This window comes from Hyphomonas adhaerens MHS-3, assembly GCF_000685235.1.
Taxonomy (GTDB): Bacteria; Pseudomonadota; Alphaproteobacteria; order Caulobacterales; family Hyphomonadaceae; genus Hyphomonas; species Hyphomonas adhaerens.
In genome coordinates, this window is sequence record NZ_ARYH01000001.1 from 2244287 (window position 1) to 2267224 (window position 22938).

16 protein-coding genes and 1 pseudogene are annotated in these 22938 nt (G+C 56.4%); 14 read left to right on the forward strand and 3 right to left on the reverse strand.

Features of this window, described 5'->3' with window-relative positions:
• Window positions 1-32 precede the first annotated feature (32 nt).
• From HAD_RS10920 to HAD_RS18040, 12 genes and pseudogenes are all read left to right on the forward strand, one after another.
• On the forward strand, window positions 33-1601 hold the full coding sequence (locus HAD_RS10920) for a tetratricopeptide repeat-containing sulfotransferase family protein (RefSeq protein WP_162177506.1): 1569 nt from the start codon (window positions 33-35) through the stop codon (window positions 1599-1601).
• A complete protein-coding gene (locus HAD_RS10925) occupies window positions 1602-3776 on the forward strand; it encodes a serine hydrolase domain-containing protein (protein WP_051596151.1) in 2175 nt (724 codons plus the stop codon).
• Complete coding sequence (locus HAD_RS10930; RefSeq protein WP_035571006.1) at window positions 3773-4957, forward strand: MFS transporter; 1185 nt, start codon at window positions 3773-3775, stop codon at window positions 4955-4957. The genes HAD_RS10925 and HAD_RS10930 overlap by 4 nt, the downstream gene beginning before the upstream one ends.
• A gap of 96 nt (window positions 4958-5053) precedes the next feature.
• Window positions 5054-6511 (forward strand): NAD-dependent succinate-semialdehyde dehydrogenase, encoded by a 1458-nt coding sequence (locus HAD_RS10935; RefSeq protein ID WP_035571007.1) that lies wholly within the window; start codon window positions 5054-5056, stop codon window positions 6509-6511.
• A 16-nt stretch (window positions 6512-6527) separates the two neighbouring features.
• Window positions 6528-7802, forward strand: a complete 1275-nt coding sequence (gabT, locus tag HAD_RS10940; RefSeq protein ID WP_035571008.1) for a 4-aminobutyrate--2-oxoglutarate transaminase — start codon at window positions 6528-6530, stop codon at window positions 7800-7802.
• A 111-nt stretch (window positions 7803-7913) separates the two neighbouring features.
• Window positions 7914-8068, forward strand: a pseudogene (locus HAD_RS18880) (IS6 family transposase); the annotation flags it as partial.
• Between the two features lie 284 nt (window positions 8069-8352).
• Window positions 8353-9522 carry a serine hydrolase domain-containing protein gene (locus HAD_RS10945; protein WP_035571010.1) on the forward strand — a complete coding sequence of 390 codons (1170 nt, stop codon included), beginning with the start codon at window positions 8353-8355 and terminating at the stop codon, window positions 9520-9522.
• Between the two features lie 157 nt (window positions 9523-9679).
• Window positions 9680-11899 (forward strand): TonB-dependent receptor, encoded by a 2220-nt coding sequence (locus HAD_RS10950; RefSeq protein WP_035571011.1) that lies wholly within the window; start codon window positions 9680-9682, stop codon window positions 11897-11899.
• Window positions 11900-11933: 34 nt separating this feature from the next.
• Window positions 11934-12953, forward strand: a complete 1020-nt coding sequence (locus HAD_RS10955) for an N-acetyltransferase DgcN family protein (RefSeq protein WP_199285849.1) — start codon at window positions 11934-11936, stop codon at window positions 12951-12953.
• Window positions 12954-13006: 53 nt separating this feature from the next.
• Complete coding sequence (locus HAD_RS10960; protein ID WP_162177507.1) at window positions 13007-13933, forward strand: enolase C-terminal domain-like protein; 927 nt, start codon at window positions 13007-13009, stop codon at window positions 13931-13933.
• 5 nt (window positions 13934-13938) lie between these two features.
• Window positions 13939-14709, forward strand: coding sequence for an SDR family NAD(P)-dependent oxidoreductase (locus HAD_RS10965; RefSeq protein WP_035571014.1), 771 nt, complete (start codon window positions 13939-13941; stop codon window positions 14707-14709).
• 20 nt (window positions 14710-14729) lie between these two features.
• The gene (locus HAD_RS18040; protein WP_051596152.1) at window positions 14730-15545 is read left to right on the forward strand and encodes a TetR/AcrR family transcriptional regulator; all 816 of its coding nucleotides are present in this window, start codon (window positions 14730-14732) and stop codon (window positions 15543-15545) included.
• Here the strand turns inward: HAD_RS18040 and HAD_RS10975 are convergent.
• Genes HAD_RS10975 through HAD_RS10985 form a run of 3 tightly spaced genes read right to left on the reverse strand, consistent with a single transcriptional unit; the run spans window position 15542 to window position 18911 of the window.
• Window positions 15542-16342, reverse strand: coding sequence for a phytanoyl-CoA dioxygenase family protein (locus HAD_RS10975; RefSeq protein ID WP_035571016.1), 801 nt, complete (start codon window positions 16340-16342; stop codon window positions 15542-15544). The genes HAD_RS18040 and HAD_RS10975 overlap by 4 nt on opposite strands.
• A gap of 13 nt (window positions 16343-16355) precedes the next feature.
• A complete protein-coding gene (locus HAD_RS10980) occupies window positions 16356-17768 on the reverse strand; it encodes a serine hydrolase domain-containing protein (RefSeq protein ID WP_035571017.1) in 1413 nt (470 codons plus the stop codon).
• 21 nt (window positions 17769-17789) lie between these two features.
• Window positions 17790-18911: a DmpA family aminopeptidase gene (locus HAD_RS10985; RefSeq protein WP_035571018.1), complete on the reverse strand. Its 1122-nt coding sequence runs from the start codon at window positions 18909-18911 to the stop codon at window positions 17790-17792.
• 194 nt (window positions 18912-19105) lie between these two features.
• Between HAD_RS10985 and HAD_RS10990 the strand changes: the two genes are divergently transcribed.
• The gene (locus HAD_RS10990; RefSeq protein WP_084331891.1) at window positions 19106-20605 is read left to right on the forward strand and encodes a M81 family metallopeptidase; all 1500 of its coding nucleotides are present in this window, start codon (window positions 19106-19108) and stop codon (window positions 20603-20605) included.
• Window positions 20606-20788: 183 nt separating this feature from the next.
• A complete protein-coding gene (locus HAD_RS10995; RefSeq protein WP_162177508.1) occupies window positions 20789-22912 on the forward strand; it encodes a TonB-dependent receptor in 2124 nt (707 codons plus the stop codon).
• Window positions 22913-22938: the final 26 nt, after the last annotated feature.

A 22938-nucleotide genomic window follows, 5' to 3' on the forward strand; every position in this document is an offset into this window, starting at 1 on the left:
CGGGTTATTGATCTGCCATGCCGGTAATCCAGATGACCATTGCTTCCCCATCCCAAGCACCAGATGCGCGTCTTGCGGAAATTGATCGGGCTTTGCGTGGGCGCGACGTGGGGCGAGCTGCTCAACTGATCTCAGAACTTACCCTCAGCAGACCGGCTTATGTAGACGGCTGGGTTGCTGCGGCGCGGTTGGCGCAATTGACGGCTGATCCTGCGCGCATGCGTGCTCATCTTGAAAAAGCCTTGACCCTGGCACCTGGGTCACCACTCATCCGGCTCTTGGATGTCGAGGCTCAGATCCATTTGGGTGACGTCCTCTCTGCGCTCGCTGCACTGAGGGAAATGGAAGCTGACGCAGAAGGTGACGCGGCGTGGCTGGGGCGCATCAGCGAAGCCTACAGCCAGTGCGGGAATTTTGATGCGTCTGAGCGATGCGCACGTGCCGCATTGGCTCTGGATTCTGAAAGTACGGCGTTGCAGTACGCGCTATCTTCAGCATTGATCGCAACTGGGAAGTTGGAGCAAGCCGAAGATTTGCTGGACAGGCTGATAGAGTCCAATCCCCGGGACTATGACGCTTATTACAACCGTGCGACCTTGCGCAGGCAAACACCAGACAAAAATCATATCGATGCCATTCGCAAAGCAATTGACGAAACTGCTCAGGATTCGATGAGCGCCGTCGGTTTGAACTATGCACTGGCTCACGAACTCGAAGACCTGGGACGCCATGAGGAGAGCTTCGTGGCCCTGAAGAAGGGGGCTGATGCCCGCCGCACAAAGATGGCCTATCGGGTCGAAAAAGACATCGTCACGATGGCGCGTATTGCCGAAGTCTTTGACGCAGAATTCTTTGGGAAAGCTCGCAACGGGTGTGACGATGAGGGATCTATTTTTGTGCTCGGTCTTCCGCGCAGCGGAACCACGCTCGTCGATCGTATTCTCAGTGCCCATCCGGAAGTTGAGAGTCTCGGTGAGCTGAACGATTTCCCGCTGACTCTGACGGCCATGGGCCGCACGGTCCCGGGACCGGGTGACCTCATTTCAAAAGCGGTAGGTCTGAACATGCGGGACCTAGGAGAGACCTACCTTCATAGGATTCGCCAGCGCGGTAAGGGAGCGCGGTTCTCAATTGACAAGGCCCCAGCCAATTTCCTTTATATTGGCCTTGTCGCGGCAGCCCTCCCGAATGCCAGGATCATTCACGTCAATCGCAATCCGATAGACAATGCATTTGGTATGTACAAAGCCTTGTTCCGGATGGGCTACCCGTTCTCATACAATTTTGATGACCTGGCCAAATATATGCGTGCGAAGTCGGGACTAATGATGCATTGGCACGCGATGTTGCCAGGTCGAATCATAGAAGTTCACTACGAAGACATCGTCGCAGACCAAGAGGTGCAGACCCGACGTCTGTTGTCCGAGGTTGGTTTGGCATGGGACACAGCCTGCCTGGACTTCCACAAGAATACCAGTCCAACGGCGACGGCCAGCGCGGCTCAGGTTCGCCGTCCGATCTATACAAGCTCTGTCAACCGGTGGCGGCGATATGAGAAACAGCTCGCACCCCTGATAAATGCCTTGGGAGACAACGAATAGATGTACCGCGCCGCCGTACTTGCTACTATCGCGATTTTGGGTGTGGCTTCCGCCTGCGCTCAAGGCCTGTGGTCGGAAACGTTTCAGGATGGTGATACTTCGGGGTGGACCGGCAAGCCCGCGCGCGGAGATATTCGGCTGACGGAATATGCAGGAAATATTTCACTTCGGCTGCAACGCGATGCCTCGGCGACCATTCGTCTTGCCCTTCCGCCGGGGCGCTACAAAGTCTCCACAGAATTCGCGGCTGATAATCTTGAGGGCAAGGATAGCTGTGTGCTGGAAGCGTCTGTATCGGACGGCGACTGGATTGAGCTTGGGCGGATATCCGATGGGCAGGACGATACTGTGTCCCTGCATAAAGTGTCTGGCGAGATTGTCGTACCGGCAGACCAGCTTTCGCTTCAGATCAAGGCAGTTGGCAATGCCGGCAATGACACATGCTGGGCAGACAATGTCAGCGTATCCAGCTTGCCGGAATCAGGAACTGACCGTGTTCCCAGTCTCGTAATTGCTCCGGAGTATCTGCTTGGCGAGGTTGAACCTCAAGGACCGTTTTCAACGGTTCAGTTCGCACGGTCCGCCGATAGTATTCCCAGTGAAGTACAGTTTGGTGGGAGGCTGACGTTCAAGCCTGTCGCAAAGCCTCAAACAACTCGTATTGTGGTAGATCGCTTTGGTCTTATGGCACTTAGCAAAACACCCTTGGCATCGCTTCCAGAGATCAAGGTCGCGCTTGTCCAGGACGGGGAGCGTTTGTTACCTGCCAAACGCGGCCTTGTGATTTCGGAAGACCCGTACTGGGATTATATTCTGACACCCGGCCGCGTTTGGCGTGAACCGGATGATGGCGGATGGAGCCGAGGGGCATTGCCATTTGCGCTGGTCGAGAAAAACGCCAATTGTGTTCACAACGGTCTTTTGATGTTCGGCTTTAAAGCCGATGGGTCGATCACGCCGGCGGTCTGGCAAATTGGGTCAGAAACCTGCGCTTATTTCCAGTTTGATGCTTGGGGTGTTGCGCCAACGGCGTATGCTCCCGGCGACATTCCCGAAGCGGCAGCGATCAGGAGCCGAGACGCATTGGAGCGATCCAGCCGTTTGCCATTGCGCCCGATAAGTGCGCTCAGCGCTGCCTATCCAGATGTGGACCAATCCGTATTCGGATCGGCAGAAGATGTTGCGCCATCTTCCATGACCCTATTTGGGCTGGTGGCGGACGGCGTGCACTATGTTGGTGGCTGCGAGACACGGTATGGCCCTTATCCTTATTGTGATGACCTCGTCATCCCGTCTTACTCATTTGCAAAGTCCCTGTTTGGCGGGCTTGGACTGATGCGGCTGGAAAAACTGTACCCGGGCGTAATGCAGGAAAACATCAGTGATTATGTTCCGGCCTGCGCGGCCAGCGAGAGCTGGAAGGGTGTGACTTTTGAGAACGCGCTCGATATGGTAACAGGGCATTATAACTCCGTCGAACCCGAAGCAGACGAAAACGCTGCCATTGATCAAGACTTCTTCATGGTTGAAGGGCAGAGCGAGAAAATAGCACTCGCGTGCACGCAATACCCATACCGGGAGCAGCCGGGGGAGCAGTGGGTCTACCATACATCCGATACCTTCCTTCTTGGAACTGCGATGCAAAGCTTTCTGAAGACGCACGAAGGTCCTGACGCCGATATTTATCGAGATCTGCTCGTGGACGCGATCTGGAAACCACTCGGCCTGTCTGCGACGCTAGATGAAACACGGCGTACAAAAGACGCCTATGCTCAACCTTTTACAGGTTGGGGGCTTTTCATGCAGCGCGGTGACCTGGCCAGACTACTGGAATTTATTGGTCACGAAAACGGTCAGATTGATGGAGTCGACATGTTCGCGCCGGTACCATTCGCGGCCGCTTTGCAAAAGGATCCGATTGATCGCGGTCTGCCAGCACCTGCCGCTCCGCTTAGCTACAATAACGGATTCTGGTCCTTTGATATTCAAACATACGGCCACTGCGACACGTCGGTCCCAATTCCTTTCTTATCGGGTTTTGGCGGTTTGGCAGCGGCGCTGATTCCGAACGGGACATCCTATTATTATGTCAGCGATGGTAGTGGGTATTCCTGGGCACGTGCTGCTTTCGAGACAGAAAAGATAACCCCCTTCTGTAGAGGTCTATCCGAATGACTACGACTTCAGCACCGCAATCAAAATTTTTGTCAGCCCAGGCGGATGGACTTGCAGCAGCGGTCCTCCTCGCGTTCCTTGCGACAGCCGGGTTGTTCTATGTCAACATCATGGCGGCGATTGTAGATGGTTTGGTCAGCGGTATCGGTCTCACCGAAGGCCAGGCTGGGCAAATCGGGTCAGTGAATATTTATGGGGCAGCACTTGGAGCGCTAGTGGCCGTGTTCCTGATCCGTGCGGTGCCCTGGAAAATCCTGGCTACCTTTTGTTTAGTCATCCTTGTAGGGATAGACCTGCTCTCAATTGGCCTTCAGACGTTTGAAGCACTCTTGCCGGTTCGCGCGGCGCATGGTTTTGCAGGCGGTGTTCTTACAGGCACAGCTTTTGCGGTTATCGCACGCACAGCCAATCCTGACCGGACATTTGGTATGTTGCTTTTCGTCCAGTTCGGACTGGGCGGTCTAGGTGTTATGGTCCTGCCGCCTTTAGCGCCTGTCTACGGTACGCAGGCCTTGTTTCTTGCGCTCGCGCTGTTCAGTCTGGTGACGCTTGTGATGCTTCCATTTCTGTCGTCTTACCCGCCTCGCGCGAAGGTAAGTTCTGGTGAAAACTCTATTCGTTGGGGACCGCTTGGCCTGACACTAATTGCTATCTTTGTTTTTCAGGCCGCCAATATGGGGCTTTTGGCTTATATCATCAGACTTGGTCTCGACTACGGATTGACCCGAGCGTATGTATCGACAGCGTTGGGGCTTGCAACTTGGGTTGCTTTACTCGGGCCCCTGCTTGTGATGATTTGTGGACTGAGGTTTGGCCGCTTCAGGCTATTGCTGGCCTCTATCGCATTGACCCTGATCGGGACTGCGGTGTTCCACTATAGTGCCAACCCCGCTGCCTACATGATCGCGAATTGCGGTACGGGAATTACTTGGGGATTCGTTATTGCCTACCTTCTTGGCATGACAGCGGAGTTCGATAAGGCAGGACGTGCGTCAGCATTCGGTGGCTTTGTCTCGAAACTTGGCCTGGCTTCCGGCCCTATGGTTGCAGGTTGGGTATTGGCGGGAGGGGGCGGATACTCGGTTTTGATAAATCTGGCGGTAGCCGGTCTTGGGATAAGCGGCCTGATCATGCTGGTCCCGGCGTTGGCGCTGGACCGTGCACGCGCGCCGGGTGGTTGATCCGATCTGGCGCAACATACGCCCTCGAACTGGCTCTATGGGTTGGGCCAGTTCGGCTTAATCTGCACCAACACATATTTCAGGGATCATGCCTCCATGTCTGACCGCGACATTCAATGCCCAGTGAAGGCCTACATTGACGGGCGCTGGTCCGACGCCAGCGATGGGCACACATTTGATGTCACCAATCCAGCGACGGGCGAGATTATCGCGACTGTGGCAGATTGCGGAGTTACTGAAACACGCAGGGCAATCGCTGCTGCCGGTGCGGCCCAAAAAGCTTGGGCCGGTTGGACGGCCAATGACCGTGCAAATGCACTCAGGCATTGGCGTGATTTGATGGTCGCGCATGCAGACCGGCTCGCCAGGATCCTGATGCTTGAAAACGGCAAGCCTTTAACAGAGGCGCGAGGCGAAATTCTGTATGGCGCATCGTATCTCGAGTGGTTCGCTGAGGAAACTCGGCGCATATATGGCGAGGTCATTCCAGCTCCGGCGTCCGACAAGCGGGTCGTTGTGATCCGCCAACCTGTCGGAGTCTGCGCTGCGATCACACCTTGGAACTTTCCTAACGCCATGCTCGCGCGAAAAGCCGCCGCTGCGCTTGCGGCAGGTTGTACCTTGGTGGCAAAACCCGCGGAAGATACGCCCCTGTCAGCATTGATCATGGCAGAACTAGCCGGCGAAGCGGGTATTCCAGACGGAGTGTTCAATGTCCTGCCAACTTCTCGGCCAGCGGATGTTGGAGGGGAGCTGACGTCCAGTGAAACTGTTCGCAAAATCAGCTTTACGGGGTCAACCGAAATTGGCCGGCTTCTCCTCGGACAAGCTGCGGGTACAATCAAAAAGGTCTCTATGGAGCTTGGCGGTAATGCGCCGTTCATAGTGTTCGATGATGCGGACCTCGATGCAGCGGCTGATGGCCTTATGGCGTCAAAATTCCGAAATGCTGGGCAGACCTGCGTTTGCGCCAACCGCATTTTCGTCCATGCGAAAGTTATGGATGCTTTCGCTGAAAAAGTGCTCGACCGGGTAGCAATGCTTAAGGTCGCAGACGGCAATGTTGCTGGTGCAGAGATTGGTCCACTGATTAATGAAGAGGCGGTCAAGAAAGTTGAGCGCCTCGTCGGCGCGGCTGGAACGGCGGGAGCCCGGCTTGTCACAGGCGGTCAGCGTCATGACGCGGGGAGGCTATTTTACCAACCGACAATTCTGTCCGGCGTGACGCCATCGATGGATATCGCACGTGAAGAAATCTTTGGGCCGGTTGCTGCGATGATTGCCTTTGACAAGGAGGATGACGTCGTGGCTATGGCGAACGATACGCCCTATGGGCTGGCCGCCTATGCCTATACGCGTGATCTCGGTCGTGCTTGGCGCGTTTCCGAGGCCCTCGAATATGGCATGGTTGGAATCAATGAAGGCGCCATTTCAAATGCCGCGGCGCCGTTTGGCGGGGTGAAGCAATCCGGTATGGGGCGCGAAGGATCTCACCACGGCATCGATGACTATCTGGAACTCAAGTACATCATGATGGGAGGCCTCGGCGCTTAATCGCCGAGCGAATGATATGACAAATGAAACGCTTTGGTCGAAACGCGAAGCCGCTGTCCCCCGTGGTGTTGGCAGCATGCATCCGGTCTTTGCCGTTCGTGCCCTCAATGCTGAGATCTGGGATGGTGAAGGTCACCGGTATATCGACTTTGCGGCCGGGATTGCAGTTACCAACACAGGTCATAATCATCCGAAGGTCAAAGCCGCGGTTGCGGCTCAGTTGGATAATTTCTCGCATGTGTGCTTTCAGGTGACGCCGTATGAAAGCTATATCTCTCTTGCCGAAAAACTAAGCGCTCTCGCGCCCGGACCTTCTCCAAAGAAAACCATCTTCCTGACAACTGGTGCCGAAGCGGTAGAGAATGCCGTCAAGATTGCCCGAGCCGCAACCGGCCGGCCTGGCGTCATCGCGTTCTCTGGCGGTTTCCATGGTCGCACCATGATGACGATGGCCCTGACGGGTAAAGTGGCACCGTACAAGACCGGGTTTGGTCCGTTCCCGGGAGATGTCTGGCATGTGCCGTTTCCTGCACCATATCTCGGGATATCAGAAGCCGATTCGCTCAACGCGTTGGAGGCTCTGTTCAAAGCTGATGTAGAGGCTACCCGTATCGCTGCAATCATTATTGAACCGGTTCAGGGTGAAGGTGGCTTCTATGCAGCAAGTCCAGCTTTTCTGAAGTCTCTGCGCGCGATTTGTGACGCAAACGGTATCCTGCTCATCGTGGACGAAATCCAATCTGGATTTGCGAGAACTGGAAAAATGTTCGCCACAGAATACGCCGGAATTGAGCCTGATCTGATGACGGTTGCCAAGGCGATGGCCGGAGGGCTCCCAATTTCTGGCGTCATTGGCAAAGCTGATATCATGGACGCGCCTGCTCCGGGCGGGCTTGGAGGAACCTATGGCGGGTCTCCGCTCGGGTGTGTAGCTGGCCTGGCGGTTCTCGACGTGATCGAAAGTGAAAACCTGTGCGCGCGAGCCATTGAAATTGGCGACAAGATCGTGCGTCGGTGCGAAGCGTTACGTCAGTCTGATCGCGGCATTGGTGAAATCCGGACGCTTGGCGCCATGACCGCAATGGAATTGATACAGGACGGAGACCCATCACGCGCAGATCCGGATCGCACGAAGCGCATCGTGTCGGTGGCAAGAGAAAAGGGGCTTTTGCTGTTATCCTGCGGCGTGCGGTCCAACGTCATCCGCTTTCTGTCGCCACTCACGATTCCGTTCGAAGTTCTGGATGAGGGCCTGGACATCCTTGCCGATGTTATCAGGGAAACAGCTTGAATTTGGCTAATGAGCACTGTCAAAAGACCGGGCTTAATGTGAGCAATTCTGATTATTAGCCAACGATAAATGGCGAAAAATCCAAATCGCTAATTCAAGACGTCACTCGAAATGATCCAGCTTGCGGTCATGATGTATGTGCGATTCTTGCTGTCCTGTGGAATGCTGAAGATCTGCTTCACGAACGCAGCACCGACATTTTCTATGAAACGGTCGGCCACTGGGTCGATCAGTACAGGGCTTATTTCGCGCACAAGATTCGCAAATGGCACGAGCTGATTACAGCCTTGGATCTACTGCCTCGCGAAAAAACGGCGGCTAGCTCGCATTCATCTGACAGCACTCTTCCGATAGGTATCTCAGCAAATCGGCGGCCTCAGCACATTAAAGAAATTGACATCAAATTCAATAAATAGGACTCTGGAATCAATATCGGGCATCCCCGATCGAGCGGTTGATTTAGCTGTTCGGACAATTTGAACGAAATGGATCGTGCGCGGCTGAGGCCTGTGAGGCGATTGTCGTGATCGTTGGAGACAGGAGATTTGGAATGCGCAGTTTGATCTTGTTAGTCCTCGCTTTTTTTGTGCAGCAGCCTCTTTCATATGCTGAACTTCGCCCGGATGTGGCGGCTGCCCTGGGTGACTTTGCCAGCCAGGTCCAGTCACCTGGGGCGTCCCTTACCATCATTGAAGGCGAAGAGATTGTTGTGGACAAGGCAATCGGCGTTGCAGATCTTGAACAGCAGGTTCCGATGAGCACGGACAAGCTCAATCGCATAGGTTCGATTTCCAAAACCGTGACTGCTGCTGCGGCTATCCGTATGGCGAGGAACGGTCAGATCGATTTTGACGGCCGAGTATCAGACTATCTCGAAGGTTTCGACGGGCCAGCCCGAGATGACACACTCCGCCAGCTTGCCTCCCACACTGGGTGCGTGAGGGGATACCGGGATGGAGAGGGAATCTCCTATATCCATTATAACGATGTCTTCGCTGCCCTCGCGCTTTTCCGCGATGATGCCCTGGAATGCCTTCCGGGCGCGCAGTTCATCTATTCCAGCTATGGCTATACTTTGCTTAGTGCTGTGATGACCCGTGCGGCTGGTAAAAGTTTGGAAGCCGTCATGCATGACGAAGTCTGGGGCCCCCTCGGGTTGGATCACTTTGACTTTGATGATCTCCGCGAAGTTATTCCCGGTCGGGTCCGAAACTACGAAATGGGGGCTGGCGGTGAGCTGATCAATGCGCCCTATAGTGACAGTAGCTACAAATATGCCGGCGCTGGAATGATCGCATCTACGCAGGATCTTGCGCGCTTCGGCGCTGCGCTCATTGATGGCAAATTCCTGACCGCGGGCGAGCAGGGCAAAATGTTTGCACCGGCGACGCTGAATGATGGCTCAGCCATCGACTATGGTTTGGGCCTCTATGTCGATTTCACGAAATTCATCGAAGCACGCCGCGAATACATTCCGGCGCAGCTCTATGACAGCCTCATAACCCAAGCATCTGGCCGGAAAATCTACTGGCATTCCGGTACATCAGAAGGCGCAGTGGCGATATTGATGTTCGAGCCAGAAGAGGAACGTGTCCTGGCGCTGGCCTTGAATAGGGGCGGGGTTGAGAAGGAGGCAATCGTCTTCGCTATGGGGGTCATGACAATGCTCCGGGAACAGGACGAGGTGTTCCAAACAGGCGGCATTTCGGAAGCTAAGTGACCATTTTGGTGGCGTGCCTCGGCCATATGACAAGATAGATCCAAATAAATATTGAAAGTGATCTCATTTTTGATAAAAGGGGCGTTGGAACTTGGAGCGGATGATTGCTTGGGTCGGCAGCTGACCGCATTTGCCTGAAAACCGGAGGGTTGAGAGAATGATGTTGCAGGAAAAAGAAAAGCCGGTCGGGGCGGCTTCGTGGAAAACGGCGCTATTTGTGGGTGTGGCGATGGCCGCCTGTCTCCCAAGCCCGGCTGCGGCGCAGGAAAGCGCTGCGCAAGTCGCAGACGATGCCGCGGATGAGGCGGTCTTTGACGTCGTCACTGTCACGGCCCGGCGCCGGGTGGAAGCCATCACCGATACGCCGCTGGCCATCACCGCTTTCAGCAAGAATGTCATTGAAACTGGCGCACTCGACGATGTGGGCGACCTGGTTGCTCTTAGCCCGAACGTTTCCTTCGAGCCAGGCGGCGACTTCGTCAGCTCTAACATTGCCGTGCGCGGTGTCAGCCGGGAGCGTTCTACCGAAGAACCCGGCGTTGGCATCTATCGGGATGGTGTCTATGTCGGCGGCCCGGTCACCAGCTTGTCCGACCTTTATGATCTGGAACAGGTGGAAGTTCTGAGGGGCCCTCAGGCGGGTCTCTACGGCCGCAACGCCGTTGGCGGCGCCGTGAACATCACGACTGCCAAGCCGGTTTTCGAGAATGCCGCGAATATCATTCTTCAGGTGGGTAATAAAGAACGCCAGGAACTGGTCGGCATGGGCAACTATGCCTTCAGCGACACGCTTGCAGGGCGTCTCAGCTTCAAGGCTGTTAATCAGGATAAGGGCTTTGCCCGCAACGTCTTTCTCAATCAAGAACTGGACGAGAAAGAAAACGTGTCGGCTCGGGCGCGCGTCCTCTGGCAGCCCTCGGATGATCTGGAAGTTCTCATCACCGGTCTCTACCGGAATGATAAAGGTCAGACGCCGCCCGTATTCCGGGTAGGTGACGACACGCGGCAGCTGTCTTACAATACTGAGACACCCTACAATTCTGAAGAGAGCCAGGTCTCGTCTGAAATCAACTGGCGCATCGGCACTGGCACGCTGACAAACATTCTCAGCTATCGCTCCATCGATGTGTTCCAGCAGGACGATACCGATTTTTCGAGTGCCTATCTGCAAACCTCCACGCGGGACATCACGCTGGACAATTTCTTCGGCGAGCTTCGTTATGCGTCTGCGGACGATCAACGTTTCCGCTACCTTGTGGGCGCGACCGTCCTGAAAGAAGATTCCTTTTTCGACACGGACTTCCTGATCTCGGTGGGCGTTCCGGGCCTCGGCACGTATTTTCCGCCGGACAATGGTGGCCTGACGGGCGATAATCTGGACAGCGTGCTGTTCGTGCTCGACAACAAGCAGGAGCTTCTCTCCTTCGCCGCGTTCGCCGAACTGACCTATGACATCACCGATCGGCTGACCCTGGATACGAGCCTGCGCTATACCCGCGATGAGCGCGACGTGACGTTCGACCAGACAACGCCGGGCTGCACATCCTGTATCTATATCGTTGGGCGTTCACTGGACTATTCTGTCGCGACCGATCCGGTTTTCGAAAACTGGTCGCCTGCCGGAACTCTCAGCTATGATGCGTCGGATGCTGTCATGGTCTACGCGACGGTCTCCACAGGCTTCAAGGCGGGCGGCATAAACGAAGGTGCAAGCCAGCCGCAATACCTGCCGTTTGATAGCGAAACGTCCATCAGTTTCGAGACGGGTGTCAAAGCCCAGTTAGGCGAGCGCGCGCAGCTCTCCCTTGCGGCCTTCTCTCAGACACGCAAGGACGCGCTGATTTCGGTCGATGAGTCTGTGATCGACCCGACCTTCCCGGCGGGTGTGAACGGTCTTGGCATCAATGCGGGCAAAATCGAATCGGTAGGCCTCGAAGCCGAGCTGACCGCCCGTCCGCTTGAAGGGCTGGATGTGAATGTCGCTTACGGATATCTTGATGCGACGTATGAGTCATTTGTTGTGCCAATGTCTGGCGGCGGCGAAGTCGACTATTCCGGAAATCAGGTGCCCCGCAGCTTCAAGCAGAGCTTCAGCATCAACTCAATTTACCGCAAGCCCCTGAACGATACGCTCAACCTGTTTGCCTATGGCAGCTATAGCAACTCGTGGGATGGCTTCCAGAACAATGCCAACACGATCGAGTCCGAACTGCCGGAGATGGTGAACCTGCGTCTCGGTGTTGAGGGTGACAGCTGGAGCTTCAGCGGGTTTGTGAACAATCTCCAGGATACGCGCTACATTACCTATCAGGTCGGCCCATACATCCAGCGTGCGCAAGGGCGGACCTATGGCATCAGGGTCGAGAAAAGCTTCTAGACTGCTTCCGAAAGCTGCGGGCGGAGAGTTGGAAATGAGTAGAGTCAACGCGCCTTACCTGGTGTTTCTCGGCAATGAGGCGCGTCCTCTGATGGCCAAGACCGGGATCGGCATAGTGCAATGGGCGCCGGAACACTGCGTGGGACAGTGCCGGCTATCAGACGATGCGATCAATCTGGGTCTTGAGGACCTGACGCCAGCGGAAGCGGCCGCAAAGGGAGCCCGCTCTCTGTTGATCGGTATCGCGAATGTGGGTGGCACCATATCGCCGGCTTGGCGCCGGGTTCTTGTCGACGCGCTGGAGGCCGGGCTTGATGTAGTCGCCGGAATGCATGAGCGTCTTAAGTCGGACCCTGAACTTGCCGCGTTGGCAGAGAAAAAAGGCCGGAGGCTGGTCGACTTGCGAGATCCGCCCGAAGCTCTTCCGATTGGTAGTGGAAAAGCGCGTTCCGGCCGGCGGGTGCTTACGGTGGGAACCGATTGCGCTGTCGGCAAGAAATACACGGCACTCGCAATCTGGAAAGAGTTACGCCGACGAGGTCAGCATGCAGACTTTTGTGCCACGGGTCAGACCGGTGTGCTTATTTCTGGAAAAGGCTTCGCGATTGACAGTGTCGTGAGCGATTTCATCTCTGGTGCTGCTGAGTATCTTTCTCCCGCTAGCGATCCTGAGCACTGGAGCGTTATCGAAGGGCAGGGGTCTATTTTTCACCCTGCTTATGCCGGTGTGTCTCTTGGTCTGCTGCATGGCAGTCAGCCGGAAGCCATCGTGCTATGTCATGAGGCCGGTCGCGAGCGGCTTGGTTTCTTCGAGGACTTTCCAGTCCCGGATCTCCAGCTCGCAATTGACCGCCATCTGGAGGCGGCCCGGCTGACAAGTCCGGACGTTCGGTGTGCCGGCATCAGCCTCAACACAAGCCGAAAGAATGAGACAGAAGCGCGCCAGCTTTGCGAGGAGTTGGCTGACAGGCTGTCCGTTCCTGTGATCGATCCTATCCGGATAGGTGCTGAGCCAATTGTTGATGCGCTACTTTCCGTGCCAGCCGGGACGTAAGCGCTATGATAAGCATGCGGGTGAGTCAGAAGTCCTGGCCTCTGAAGCAGCCATTGAAGTTTGCGTTTGCTGAACTGCACTCCATCGACGTACTGACCGTTGAACTGGACTCCGGCGCTGCACGGGGACGAGGCGAAGGCATTGGCGTCTTTTTTCATGGCGACAATCCGGAGAAAGGCGCGATTGAACTTGCGGCCTTCGAGAAAGGCTTCGGCAGTCAGGTGGCAGTTGAAGCCGCATTGGGTGGCCTAAAATCCTATGCGGCTCGCAACGCGCTGGATTGCGCCTTATGGGATTTGCGCTGCAAGGAAGCATCGACCTCCATCCATGAAATGATTGGCGCGCCGGCTGGCACAATCCAGACTTTCCAGACGATCAGCCTGGATGCGCCCGGTGCAATGGCGGCCGCTGCCGAGAAGGTTACTGGCCCGCGCCTGAAGCTGAAGGTCGATGCGCCACGCATTGTGGATCAGGTTCGGGCTGTCAGGCAGGTCCGCGGTGATGCAATCCTTATGGCGGATGCCAATCAGGATCTGAGCTTTGAGCGCTTGCGCGAAGTTGCCCCGGCATTGGCGAAGCTGAACCTGATTATGCTTGAGCAGCCACTGACGGCTGGTGAAGATGCAGATCTGGCAGGTTTTCAGTCTCCCATTCCGCTTTGTGCGGATGAAAGCTGTTTCACGGTATCAGCGCTAGAGGGGTTGGCCGGTCTCTACGATGCGGTGAACATAAAGCTCGACAAGACCGGCGGGCTGACAGGCGCGCTTGCTCTGTTGGCGGAAGCTCGGCGGCTGGGGTTTGATGTCCTGGTCGGTTGCATGGCAGGCACATCACTGTCCATGGCGCCGGCGCTCGCATTGGCGACCATGTGTGATTTCGCCGACCTCGACGGACCGCTGCTGTTGGCGGACGATTATGACAATGCGGCGCGATATGTCGATGGTACCGTCTATCCGCCGCCCAAGGAATTCTGGGGATAGTTATCATGCGAGTTCTTAAAGGTCAGACAGCGCTTGTCACCGGCGGCGCCCGTGGAATTGGCTTTGCGGTCGCCGAGCAGTTGGCACAGCAGGGCGTCCGGGTCGCGATCGGAGATCTTGATGCCGATCAGATGCGAATTGCCCAGGCGTCACTGGAAGCCGCCGGTGCAGAGGTGATCTGCGTACCGCTTGACGTCAGCTCCAGTCAGCAGTGCGATACTGCTGTCGAAGCTGCAGCCGAGTTTGGTGGTGGAAAACTCGATATCCTTGTGCACAGCGCAGGGATCGGCCTTGAACGGTCATTCCTTGATACAAGCGATGACGAGTGGGCCAGGATGATGGATGTTGACCTGTCCGGTGCCTTCTATTGCTGCCGGGCTGCCGGGCGAAAGATGAAGGAGGCGGGCTATGGTCGGATCGTCACGATCGCATCGACAGCAGGTGTTGCCGGTGGAACAGGCCGGGCTGCCTATGGCAGTGCGAAAGGCGGCGTGATCATGCTGACCCGCGTGCTGGCTGTAGAGCTGGCGACATATGGCGTTACGGCGAATGCCTTGGCCCCCGGTGCCATCGAGACGGATCTGGTCGCGAAAATGCACAGCGAAACGACTCGCCGGGTCTACCGCCGTGCGATCCCGGCAGACCGCTATGGCACGCCTGAGGAAGTCGCTGCCGCTGCTGTCTTTCTGGCAAGTCCTTCATCTGCCTATGTGAATGGTCATGTTCTGGCAGTGGATGGCGGTTTCCTGGCTGCTGGCGTATTGCATAAAGACTGAAATTCGCTTGTCCGCTGCGAGTGATTGAGGTTGTCGCCAAGCCGTTCGTCGGTTTATACAGCGATATGAACGCGACCTCAGTTTCTGAAGAATCTCCGGCGGCCGAACCGTCAAGCTTTGTCGACGCACTTGCCTTGCGCTTGGAGGAGGCCCCTCCGAGCCGGAAAGGCGAGCGCACCCGTGCCCGTATCAAGGTCGCCACGGCCAGGATGCTTGAGCGTCTGGGATACCACGCGATGCGCGTGCTTGATATCACCCAAGAAGCCGGCATCGCTGACGGATCCTTCTACGTCTATTTCAAGGACAAGGGCGACGCGGCGCTGGCAGTTTTATCGGAGTTTGTCGAATTCATGCCACCCGGCGGTACGGTTGGCAGTGCGAGCCGGACTGCGTTTGAGACAATTCGTGAAACAAACTATCGCTTCGTCAGGTTGGCCCGTGCCAATGCTGGGCTGATGCGCTGCATGCTTCAGGTTGTAGACGAACATCCGGACTTCTCGGTGCTTGTGCAGCGCGTTAACCGCGATTGGTACACGCGTGTTTCCCGCAGCGTAATTCGTCATTATCCGGGCGGTGCGGTGGATGAAGACGCCATGCTGCTGATGTCTTATGCGCTGGGCTCAATGATGGATGAGCTTGTTCGCAGGCTTGTAATCTATCCGGATGAGAACTTGCTCAAACTCACCGACAAGATTGTACCGACTGACAAGGCGCTGGCCGATGCGTTGAGCGTCATCTGGTATCGCGCGATGTATCCGGCTGCAGAGATTCCCAAGGGCTTGCGCGGGACAGCAGCCAAGCTTGCCGAACTCAGTCAGAAACAACCACTCAACTAGGCTGGGTTCGCACGCCACACCATCGGATAAAGCGGGCCGGTAAAAGGTGCGCCATCAGCAAGATCCGGTTGTGTTGTGGGTATGGCAACTTCGCCCTGAGGCTTGCGGTAACGCGCATCATCGCCAAGCCAGCGGGTGGACAGAACCCGGCGCCTGCCGGCTTTCGGATTTCCCGGCGCGCCGTGGACGACCATGCCCTGAAATATCAGACAGTCGCCGGGTGATACGTCCCAAGCCAAAATCTCGTATTTGTCCCGTTCGGCTTCAATGTCGGGTAATTCCGGCAAGCCCGTGCCGACATAGGGCGTGCCGTCTGCAAAGTGAGAAGGGTTGTAGGCGTGCCCCCAATTGTGACTGCCACCGACAAATTGAAGCGCGACATCGCTCGGGGCCTCATCCACCGGCAGCCAGATGGAACTGACCTGACGTCCGGATACTGCCCAGTAAGGTTGGTCCTGATGCCAAGGGGTCCGCTCCTGTGATCCTGGCTCCTTCACAAGCAATTGATCGTAGAGAAACGTCGAGGTGGAAGACCCCATGATCTCACCCGCAAGTCTGGCCGCGGGGGATTCCCGGACGAATTTCTCGAATAAAGGCGAGCGTGTCCACATGTCGAGGTCGCCAAAGAAAAGCTCTGCGCCCGCAGGGCCATACCGTTCTGCATGTGGGCCGGGGTTCTGTAGGGCTTCGTCGATGGCTTCTTCGACAAGATCGAGCCAGTTTGAGGCAAAAGCACCACGCAGGATGCAGACACCATTTTGCTCATAGTCTTGTCGTGCTTGGTCCATATCCAGCATGGGTTCGCTCTCGCTATTCTTCTGTCTTGGAAAAGGCGAAGGTGGCGCCTGTATAATCCACCTTCAGATCTGCCCCGTCATCATTGCCGAACGAGAAGACCATCTCGTCGTCATTTTCTGCGTAGAAATTCATGCCCGAAATACGAACCAGCTTTATGGCATCGGTCGGCGCTGCTGTCCCACCGAAGCGAAAGGCTATGCCGTCATCCTGTTCGACGATGCCGATTCGGTCGAGACCGATCCGCATACGTCCAATATCGTAATCGCCGACAAGATTCGAGATTTCGCGGTCTGTTAGAGCGTCTGCGGCCTTCATTGGGCGAGGCATATTGAAAAGGATTCGCGCAATTTTCTGCTCTAGGCCGACGGGAGTGGGGGAGACGTCACGCGTGTTCGCGAGGATGACAATTGAAACGTCATCATCCGGATAGTACGCCATATAGGCGGAGAAGCCATCAATGTCGCCGGCATGGGCAATCTTGCGGTGTCCTTCCCAATCGCGGATCACGAGGGCACCCAGCGCATAAGGATTGGTTTCGCCGTCTGGAAAGGTTTTCTGCGTGTACAGCGTGTCGCGGATTGCGTCACCGAGGACGTTCTTGCGATGGACCATGTCGATATAGTGCTGAATATCCTGAACGGTTGAGGCGAGCGATCCGGCTGAGAACGGGACAAGTGGGTCCAGCAGCGGCGCATTCTCATACCCGTCCTTGGTGACGGTGTAGCCTTCAGCCCTGTTGGGGATAACCGTGGAGGGGCGATTGTAGTAGGTGTGCTCAAGGCCGAGGGGCGCAAGAACGTTTTCGGAGAGATACCGATCATAAGTCTGCCCGGACACGGATTCGATGATCAGGCCCAGAAGGTAAGTTCCGGAGTTCGAATAGCTAAACGCGCTACCCGGCGGAAACATCAGATCATGGGTTTCGAACATGTCACGTATCTCACGCCGCGTGAATTCCCGGCGGCTGCCTGCAGGAAATTCTGGTTGGGCATTGAAATTTATCAGTCCGGACGTGTGGTTCATCAGTGTCCACACTGGTACGTCCTTGGCCGGGCCAACATAATCGGTCAGGTACGTGCCAACGGATGCATTCAGGTCAACTTCTCCGGCTGCGACGAGTTGCGAAATCGCGATGGACGTGAAGGACTTTGTGATTGACCCGATAGCGAAAACCGTTTCCGGTGTGGCAATTGAATTCTGTTCAAGATCGGCAATGCCTACAGCGCCTTCGTAGATGACCTCATCGCCTTTGCGAACCGACACGGCGATTGCCGGATAGCGTGCGCTTTTCTGGACGTCACTGACCAGCGAAGCGATCTCCGCCGCCGGTGTCACCTGCGAAATGGAGGGCGTGTCCGAGGTCGCTGTGGCGCAGCTGGTCAAACCCAGAATGGTGGCCGCTAGGACCAGGATACGAAATGACATGATGAAGCTCCGGGAAGAGATTTATTGGTCTTTTTTGGTCGACTGGATGATGGCGCGAACTCTGTCCTCTGGAAGTGCGTACACGAACCCGCCACGCCCGCCCGGCATGTCTTCTGCCGCCACGAGCGCATTGAGAATGGCTTCTTCGGTGGCATCGACAACGGCGTCGAACATTGGATCCAGGGCTTCGCCCGGAAGACTGACATAAGTGGCTGGCGCGTCAGCGCCCAGCGTCACTCTGTTCGCGGTCGAGAAGGCGAGGAAAATGTCGCCTGAGAGGCTGTCACCCTGGCCGCCTGTGCGCCCCATGCCGATGGCTGCCCGCCGAGCGAGCCGCTTCAGCTGACCTGGCAGGAGAGGCGCATCCGTGCCTATCACGATGATAATCGATCCATCCCGTTCCGTGTCCGATTTCGGGGGGCGGGTGGGCTGTAGGTCGGTGATCATTTTGCCGACATCAATGCCGTCAATGACCAGTTGTTCGCGATTGCCGTGATTGGCCTGAACCAGAACGCCAACGGTGAAGGCTGTATCTTCTCCGTAACGGGCAATGCGGGAGGATGTGCCGATGCCGCCCTTGAAGTGATAGGCCACCATGCCTGTGCCGCCGCCGACAGAGCCTTCCTCGACGGGCCCGGTTTTGGCGCTGTTTAGGGCATCCACCACGTCCTTGGATGTCAGGGGGAAAGACCAGGCGTCGTTGAGGCCGCCATCATATGTTTCGCCGACGACGGGCAGGACGCGGCTGAACTTTACGTCGTCATTGCCTTTGAAATGTTCTGCCGTCCATTCGAGGACGCCGTCGCGGGCCTCACCAATGCCGAGCGTTCCGGTTAGCGTGACGGGGCCAAAAAAGGCGCCGAATTCCTCGATGAAGTGCGCGCCCGTCAGTTCGCCTGTGCCGTTGAAGGCGAAATAGCCTGCGCTGACGCCTTCAGTTGCTTCCTTGCCCAGTGGAAAAACGACGGTCGCGCCGGTTCGCGCGCCCTTGTCGGTCAGGGTAACCTGGCCAACCTCCAGTCCCGGTAGATCAGTGATGGCGTTCAGTTTGCCAGGCTCACCGTCAAAGGTGATGCCCAGATCGCGAGCTCTTGGGTGGGTTTGGCAGGCTGCAGTACTGGTCAGACAGATGGCTGCGAGCATGAATGCCAGCCCGGATCTAGTGAGTGTAGCAGCAACTTGCATGGCTTTTCCCTTGCGGTTTGATTCCGGCGGTCTGACACTGCGTTTCTGACGTGTTGCTGTGTCAACACTGGGGGTTGTGATTGCGAAGGTTTTCAAATAAATGAAGTTGATCTCAAAATCAATAAAAATTTGAACGACGATTCGGAGCGAACGTGAAAATCTTTGTCGGCGGTATACGGACTGAGACCAATACGTTCGTCTCCAGAAAGACGAGCAAAGCGGATTTTCGGGACGGCGGCATTTGTCCAGCGCATGCGCCCGTCGTCGATCCGGGGCTTCACCCAGGTTATGTAGGCATCATGCAGGCGGCATGTGACGCGGGCTGCGAGATCGGGCGTGGCATCGTTGCTTACGCTGTCCCGGGCGGGCCGGTCGAGCAGCCCGTCTATGAGGCATTGAAAGCCGAGCTGCTGGAAGACCTGCGACGAGCCCTGCCGGTAGACTTGGTTCTGCTGGATCTCCATGGCGCAATGGTTGCGGAAGAAACGTTGGATTGTGAAGGAGAGATTCTCAAAAATGTCCGCAACATAGTGGGCCCGGATGTTGTGATCGGTGCACTTCTGGACCCTCATGCTGTTCTGACCCGGGAGATGCTGACTGAGGCCGATTTGCTGCACGCCTATAAAGAGTATCCACATATTGACGTTATGACGCGCGGAATCGAGTTGTTCGATGCCAGTCTGGCGATGGCGAAAAATGGTCACCGCCCAAGTGCGACAATTGCGGACTGCGGCCTTATCGGAGGCTTTCCGACTGTTGCGCAGCCGATGGCGGGCTTTGTTGAATGGATGAAGCGGGCGGAATCCCGGCCGGGCGTGGTGTCGGTTTCGCTCATTCAGAGCTTCCCTTGGTGTGACCATCCGGAAGCAGGCGCAAAGTTGCTGGTTTATGCGGACGAGCCAGATACGGGACGAGAAATTGCGGAAGAGGGGGGCGAGCGGTTTCGTGCCTTGTTCGAGGCCGCAGTGATGACTGCGCTCGAGCCCTATGAGGCCGCCTGTATTGTCAGGGACAATCCCGGGCAGCGCTACATAATTGCCGATGTGTCCGACAATCCCGGGGGCGGTGCGAGCGGGGATGCGACGCATGTCTTGCGTGCCCTTGTCGAGCAAGGCGTCGATGGGATTGGGCTGGGCATACTCAATGATCCGGGTACGCTGGAATTGGCCCACAGGCTCGGACTTGGCGGTGAGGGCGAATTCGCGCTCGGCGGCAAGGAGACGTCGTTTTCAGGTGCGCCGCTTGCCGTTCTCGGCCGGGTGGCAGGCCTGGCAGACGATGACGGGGTGGATGCGCGCGGGTCGGTGGGGGGGCCATCATCAGGGCCTCTGGCACTGATCGAGACAAGTTTCGGAGGTGTTGTTGTCGGCCGTGAGCGCCGGCAGGCGCTATCGCCCTCCTTCTTTACAGCCGTTGGTGCGGACCCGCAGGCGTTCCGGTGTATCGTCCTGAAATCTTCAGCTCATTTCCGGGCCGCGTTTGCCGACTTTGAAAATACGATCCTTGAGGTGGGGTCCCCGACAGCTATGAACACCAATCTGGACGAGATGCCATTTGAGCGGATTCTCCGACCGCTCTGGCCATTCGACCCACTACCTCCGCTCAAGATTTGGGCGATTCAGGGGGGAGCAGGGGAGGCAGAGGGCGACTGAAAGCGGCAGGTTGTGCTCTTGCTACAAATAAAAAATTGAAGTTGACATCATAATTAAATATAACTCCTATCAGAATGGAAAGCTGGTCCTCTGTCCGGGGGAGGCGAGAGCGGAGAGGAGCTAAAAATGCGCACTCAGGTAAAAAGGAATATTCGTATGCATAACATTGCGAAGATAGGCAGCGTGTCTGCGATATCTCTTGCCCTTTTTGGGACGGCGCAGGCCGAGGAAGTCAACAAGCTGGATACAATCATTGTCACGGCGCAGAAGCGGGAACAATCGATCCTCGAAGTGCCGGTGGCTGTCAGCGCTGTTTCTTCAGAGTCGCTCGAGGCAGCGGGTGTAACGCGTCTGGACGATCTCTCGTCCGCTTTCCCGAACGTGTACATGAATACGAACAATTCACTTCGCACGACATCGATCTCAATTCGGGGTGTCGCCTCGAACCCGAACAATCCCGGGGTCGATCAGGGCGTCGGTGTCTTCGTGGATGGCGTCTATCAGAGCCGCCCAACGACGATTAATACCAACCTGTACGACCTTGAGCGCGTTGAAGTGATCCGGGGGCCGCAGGGGGCACTCTATGGCAAGAACACGATCGCGGGCGCTGTAAACCTGATTTCCAAGCTGCCAGGCGACAAGAGCGGCATCGAAGGTGCCGTCAATATCGGTGACTATGATGCGCTGAACCTTTTTGGCGCGGCTGACCTGGTCGTCAGCGACACTGCAAAGGCGCGTATTTCGCTTTCCTCCCAGCGTCGGAGCGGCTTCACGGATAATGCCACCACCGGCACCGATCTGGATGATGTCGATGGCACGTCGCTTCGGTTTGCCGTTGTCCTTGACCCGGCCGAAAACTTCCGCGTGATTTGGCGTGGCGATGCGGCGGAAGACCGTACAAATATGGGCGCCAGTGAGGTGCTCGCGAATGGTGTCCTGGCCGGTTCACCGCTCGCAGATGCGAACCCGGAAGACCGTGTTGTCTCGAACGATTTTGATCCGGTCCAGAACCGTGACCTTTGGGGCACCTCTCTGGAAGCGGAATGGACCTTCGGTGGAGGCACATTGACGTCGTTGACGGCGTTTCGCGAATATCAGTGGTTCAATGCTGCCGACAATGACTTTACGCCGCTGAACCAGCTTCGCTCGGGTATTTCGGAAGAGCAGAGCCAGTTCTCACAGGAAGTGCGGTTCACATCTGAAAAGGGTGAGCACTTCGATTATATTGTGGGCGCCTATTACCTGAAAGAAGACCTGAGTGCGGTGTCCAACGCCATCATCGGTCCGGATTTGGGTGTGTATCCGGCCGAGACCCCTATCGACATTTTTGCCGACCTCACGACGACCAGCTATGCTGCGTTCGGCCAAATGAATTTCCACTTCAATGAGCAAGTGGGAATCACGGCGGCCCTAAGGGCGTCCAAAGATGAGAAGGACGTTGCGCATTCCGCCGTCGGTGATCCCTACGGTGCGGTCCTGGCAGATTCCGCGCTTCGGAAACTGTCGCGTAAGGACGAGGAATTGACGCCGTCAATCAGCCTCAACTGGACGCCTTCCGACAATACGCTGCTCTATGCGTCCTATGCGCGTGGCTACAAATCGGGCGGCTATAACGTCTTCTCGATCAACGCTGGCAGCGACGCTGAATACAGGCCGGAATTTGTCAACAATTACGAGCTTGGCGCTAAGTCGACCCTCGCAGATGGCGCCATCTATCTCGCGGCGGCTGCCTTCTTCCTGGATTATACCGACCTCCAGGTGAACCAGCTTGTGACTATTGGTGGTGTGCCAACCTTCACAACATCCAATGCGGCCGCTGCCGAAAGCTGGGGCGTGGAACTGGAGGCGACTTGGGAGCCGATCGACGCTTTGCGTTTCACGGCAGCTTACGGCTACCTCAACGGCGAGTACTCTGACTTCCAGAATGCGACATCTTCCGGAGAAGATTATTCCGGCAACAGCTTGCCCGAGGCGCCGGAGCATTCTCTGTCCATCAATGGTGATTACCGTCGGTCTATGACGCCGTCGATTGATTTTGTCCTGCACGCAGATACGAGCTATCGAAGCAAGATATACTTCTCCGCCAGCAATGATTCCGACTTCACGCAGGATGCAGTAACGCTTCTGAATTCGCGGATCGGTATTGCCGCCAACGACGATAGCTGGAGCCTGATGCTCTGGGGTCGGAATCTCAGCGATGAAACCTATGCAGTGAGCCGGTCTTCAGGGGTCATCATCCCCGGACAGCAGATCCAGTCGCTCGGTGCCCCCCGCACCTTCGGTGTGGAGCTTCGGGCGCGCTACTAGCGGCGTGGCTCCAGCAGAACAGATCT

Coding starts and splice junctions, on each gene's coding strand:
- HAD_RS10965 (WP_035571014.1), top strand. CDS start 13,939: ATGCGAGTTCTTAAAGGTCAGACAGCGCTTGTCACCGGCGGCGCCCGT.
- HAD_RS10930 (WP_035571006.1), top strand. CDS start 3,773: ATGACTACGACTTCAGCACCGCAATCAAAATTTTTGTCAGCCCAGGCG.
- HAD_RS10945 (WP_035571010.1), top strand. CDS start 8,353: ATGCGCAGTTTGATCTTGTTAGTCCTCGCTTTTTTTGTGCAGCAGCCT.
- HAD_RS10985 (WP_035571018.1), bottom strand. CDS start 18,911: ATGCTCGCAGCCATCTGTCTGACCAGTACTGCAGCCTGCCAAACCCAC.
- HAD_RS10975 (WP_035571016.1), bottom strand. CDS start 16,342: ATGCTGGATATGGACCAAGCACGACAAGACTATGAGCAAAATGGTGTC.
- gabT (WP_035571008.1), top strand. CDS start 6,528: ATGACAAATGAAACGCTTTGGTCGAAACGCGAAGCCGCTGTCCCCCGT.
- HAD_RS10925 (WP_051596151.1), top strand. CDS start 1,602: ATGTACCGCGCCGCCGTACTTGCTACTATCGCGATTTTGGGTGTGGCT.
- HAD_RS10935 (WP_035571007.1), top strand. CDS start 5,054: ATGTCTGACCGCGACATTCAATGCCCAGTGAAGGCCTACATTGACGGG.
- HAD_RS10920 (WP_162177506.1), top strand. CDS start 33: ATGACCATTGCTTCCCCATCCCAAGCACCAGATGCGCGTCTTGCGGAA.
- HAD_RS10950 (WP_035571011.1), top strand. CDS start 9,680: ATGATGTTGCAGGAAAAAGAAAAGCCGGTCGGGGCGGCTTCGTGGAAA.
- HAD_RS10955 (WP_199285849.1), top strand. CDS start 11,934: ATGAGTAGAGTCAACGCGCCTTACCTGGTGTTTCTCGGCAATGAGGCG.
- HAD_RS10980 (WP_035571017.1), bottom strand. CDS start 17,768: ATGTCATTTCGTATCCTGGTCCTAGCGGCCACCATTCTGGGTTTGACC.